The 3,711-nt window shown below is 51.4% G+C and carries 4 protein-coding genes; 2 read left to right on the plus strand and 2 right to left on the minus strand.

Annotated elements, in window-relative coordinates:
• A partial coding sequence (locus VMT71_03920; protein ID HVN23090.1) for a carboxymuconolactone decarboxylase family protein occupies positions 1 to 279 on the plus strand: 279 nt, incomplete at its 5' end.
• A 75-nt stretch (positions 280 to 354) separates the two neighbouring features.
• Here the strand turns inward: VMT71_03920 and VMT71_03925 are convergent.
• Together VMT71_03925 and VMT71_03930 are read right to left on the minus strand one after the other, a co-directional pair.
• Positions 355 to 1,650 (minus strand): hypothetical protein, encoded by a 1,296-nt coding sequence (locus VMT71_03925; GenBank protein ID HVN23091.1) that lies wholly within the window; start codon positions 1,648 to 1,650, stop codon positions 355 to 357.
• Positions 1,623 to 3,164, minus strand: coding sequence for an AAA family ATPase (locus VMT71_03930; protein ID HVN23092.1), 1,542 nt, complete (start codon positions 3,162 to 3,164; stop codon positions 1,623 to 1,625). The genes VMT71_03925 and VMT71_03930 overlap by 28 nt, the downstream gene beginning before the upstream one ends.
• Before the next feature lie 64 nt (positions 3,165 to 3,228).
• Here VMT71_03930 and VMT71_03935 point away from each other — a divergent pair.
• On the plus strand, positions 3,229 to 3,711 hold a 483-nt coding region (locus VMT71_03935), incomplete at its 3' end, for a hypothetical protein (GenBank protein HVN23093.1).

Consider the following 3,711-nt stretch of genomic DNA (forward strand, 5'->3'; position numbering starts at 1 on the left):
ATTTTTGAAACTATCGATCCGGAATTACGCAAAGTTGTCCAAGGCAGTAACGACTTCACTTTCGCAGACGGAGCCCTAACCAGGAAGATCAAGCTCCTTATCGCCATGGCCCTTGACGCAGCACACGGCACATCTGACGGAGTGAAATCGTTAGCAGGGCAGGCAATGCAGGCAGGCGCAACCAGGGAAGAAGTGCTGGAAGCGTTGAGGGTGGCTAACTACATCAGCGGCGTAGGATCGGTCTATACAGCCGCAAAAGCATTCAAGGAATTATTCTGAATCGGTTAGCGGTTTACAGTTACCAGTTTACGGTTGGTACCTGCCGACTGATAACTGTCAACCGTTAACTGTTTCTTATCTCACTCTCTTGAGCTTCTGTTTCTTCTTGGAGCGCAGATAATCTTCCACGATCACTCTGCCCAGTTCTTTTGGTTCGGCAAAGAATACTCTTCCCAGATTTCTTCTGGCGAGGATCGTTGCGAACTCTTTGAGGTGGGGAGTGTTGTCCAGCATGATAATGTTAAGCGTGATGCCTTCACGCTGATAGGCCTGGGCCTCATTGATAACTCCTATTGCAGCTTTCTCAAAGCCTACGTACCTGCCATCTTCTGAATTAGGCTCCGTATCGGTGATCAGGTAGACCTGCTTGTCAGCAGTTACGTGCGCCGTTGTAGTCCTGAAGCGCTTCAAGGCGCTCTTTATGTCCGTGGTACCGCCGGCAAAATTGACATTCATCACATCCCAGTAAGGCACTTCTCTCACCTGGTTGGAGAAGAGAAGAAGCTTCATCTTGTCCCGTGAATTCCTGCTCATCAGTTCAGACAGTGCAGCAGAGATGTCCATGGCTGCGTGAATCTTGTCTCCACTCATGCTGCCGCTTTCGTCCACGATAAGACCCACATAGAGTTTTGTATCGCTGTGCGTTTCTCTTACCCGGATGTCCTCTTCGTCGAATGTTATACGCCCTTCTACGTCACGATGCCGCTCCATTGCTTTCATGAGCGTCGATTCAAGGTCAATCCTGTCGAACTCATCGCCATGTTCATACTTTCTCGTAGCGAAGCCGTGGCTCACGCCGAAGCCTTCGTCCTTTGTGGGATTGGTACCGCTGTTTATACCCGAGAGGTTCTCCCATATTTTCCGGAGCACATATTTTGCCAGCCGGTTGCATCCTTTTGGCGTGATCCTGATGCCGTCTCCATCCATCTCTAACAGGTTCTTATCCACGAATTCCTGGAGCCCGTTCCTGATATCCTCCGACTGGATGCCATCTTCCATCCCTGACATCATCGACAGTTCTTCTTCCAGTGCGCGCCTGGACTCGTCCGACAGGTACTCATCCATCATACCCTCGAGGTCTTTGCCTCCCTCGAGTTGTTCCAGCAGCCGGTAAGCAAAGCCTTCCTTCATCTCGCGCAGCTTTTCTTTTTTTCCTTCCAGACCGGCCTTGGTCTCTTCCATTCTCTTCTGCGCGCTCTCCCAAGCCTTTTCCTGAAGCTCCTTCATATTGTACTTGCACTCGTTGACCAGGCTGGACATGCTCTTGTCGTCCATATGGGCAAGCTCGTAAAGCGTTTTATCATCGGCGCTTTCACACCCCATGCAGCGATCACAAAGCGCGTTCATCGCCACGTTCCCTTTTGGCCCCATGAAATTTCCTTGGGCATAAATATCTCTTCGACGTCCTGCAGGTAGATCCATTTCTTGACGGCACAGACATTGGCGAAGAACTCGGCCGTCGAGGAAAAGTATTCCTCTTTTGTCGTGGCATCCTTGTTAATAGCCTTCAAAAGTTCCTCGCCGCTCTCGCCGCTGCCGTCCACACCGTATTTCTCTTTTCCCCTATTTTCAAGCTCGGTAAGTCGCTCCCGCAGCACGGAGGATTGTTGGAAGAAAACAGGCCACTGCTTTGGGGCGAGCGCCACCATCGCTTCTGCCTCTTTCATTACATCCTCTTTTTTCCATCCGGCAGTGACCTCATTGCTCAGGTCGAGGAGCGCGTTTCTCAAGAGATCATCGGAAATCTCATCAACCCTGCGCATTGTCTCACGCGGGTTCTCAAAATCCACCAGGTCCTGTCGCAACTGCACCCTTCCGCGCAAAGCCAGCCTCAAGCCCTTGCTCACATCCAGAAGGCGCGGCACGCGACGTCTTTCCATCTCTGTAGTGGAGTACGTATGATCTATGGCCCGCGTCGTTCCCCTGATGCTCGCTTTCCGGTCAAGCCACCTGCAGTTCCGGCTCTGGCGCACTGCCTTGTTGATCAGCGAAAGGGTCCACCAGGGCGTGTACACTTTACGCCCCAGATCCATTGCATCAGGAAAATCTATAGATCTCTCCTCTTCTCGCACATCGCCATTCTTCATACCGAAGCGCTCGTTCATCATTATGAAGAACTCCACATCCTCGTCAGGAAGATCCATATAGATTGTTTCCAGGCGGTCAAGGAGAGGTCTCGGCACCTCGTTCACGTGCGAGAAGCCTTCCGGATTGCCGGTGGCGACCACGACGAGATCAAGCGGGTATTCCCAATTGTATTCCTCAAGGATTGCCTTTTTCTCTTCTATTATAGGGTGAAGCAGGACTTGAACCTTCGTCCGTATAGCGGGAAGCTCGTCCACAAAGAGCAGTCCCCTGTTCGCATGAAATACGCCCGTGCCCGCAAATGAGAGCGGGTCCTTGGGACTCATCCCTCGCGCTATCGCCTGTATGTCCTTGAGCCCGAGCAGCTTCGCTTCGTTGGTATACTCATTCCCCTGTATCCTGGAGAAACGCTCTTCCCCCGTTATCCATTCAATGCCGAAGTCATGCTCCGGATGCGTGCTCTCACGACAGCGCGGACAAAGCTTCTCTTTCGGCCATTTGGGATCGTCATTGTACGGGCATCCTTTAATCCTGGGTACCGGTAGAAGGAGCCGTGTTATGGACCGGGCGAGTCTCGTCTTTCCAGTCCCCTCCTCCGACACGAGGTACGGGTGGGCTCCTGAAAGCAACGACCTGACAACGTCCTCCTTTACCTGCTGTCTGCCGTGAATCTCCGGGATGATCTCTTCTCCTCTTTCAATTTTTCCAAGAATGGCGTATCGCAGAAGGTGTGACGTTGAGACAGGGTGGTACTTTTCCAGAAGCTCGCTAGTCTTATTTTCGGAAAATATCATTGGCATCGTATTGAACCTGCGGAAGAATAGGATGATAATAATATAGACTACAGGCAGGTATTCCGTCAACGTGGCCAATTACAGGCATTTGCTCGACACACCTTCCATTCCGCGCATACTGGAGATTCTTCTCGAGTCTGATGAGGGCAAGGATGAGTCTGCCCTGCTGAAATCAGTCGGTGAGGCCTCCCACGCCACAAAAGCCGTCGCCGTGCTTCTGGAGCACGGCATGATCGAAAGGAGAAAAGGAAGGCTGCGGATTTGCCAGGGCAACGCAATCAGCGGCAGGATCAATCAGATTGTCAGCTTCTACCGGGACATTCAGAAAACAACCCGGAAAGAACTGATGTGCAGAGGCATTCTCAATGCTACGTACTACAAGTGCCTCATACATTTTGAAACGTTTCTTGAAATGATGGAGAATGAGGGATTCGACAGGAACGAAACAATGAAGACCCTGGATGCGGAGGTCCGCCAGGGATATGTACAGCATCTCAAAATCGTCTACAGATCCCACTCGGGTTTGAAGCATAAGTTCTTCCCATTCATTCCT

Source organism: Syntrophorhabdales bacterium (assembly GCA_035541455.1).
Classification (GTDB): domain Bacteria; phylum Desulfobacterota; class Syntrophorhabdia; order Syntrophorhabdales; family WCHB1-27; genus JADGQN01.

Excerpts from the sequence above, each read along its gene's own strand:
- VMT71_03925 (HVN23091.1), bottom strand. The coding sequence starts at position 1,650 with ATGGGGCCAAAAGGGAACGTGGCGATGAACGCGCTTTGTGATCGCTGC.
- VMT71_03930 (HVN23092.1), bottom strand. The coding sequence starts at position 3,164 with ATGCCAATGATATTTTCCGAAAATAAGACTAGCGAGCTTCTGGAAAAG.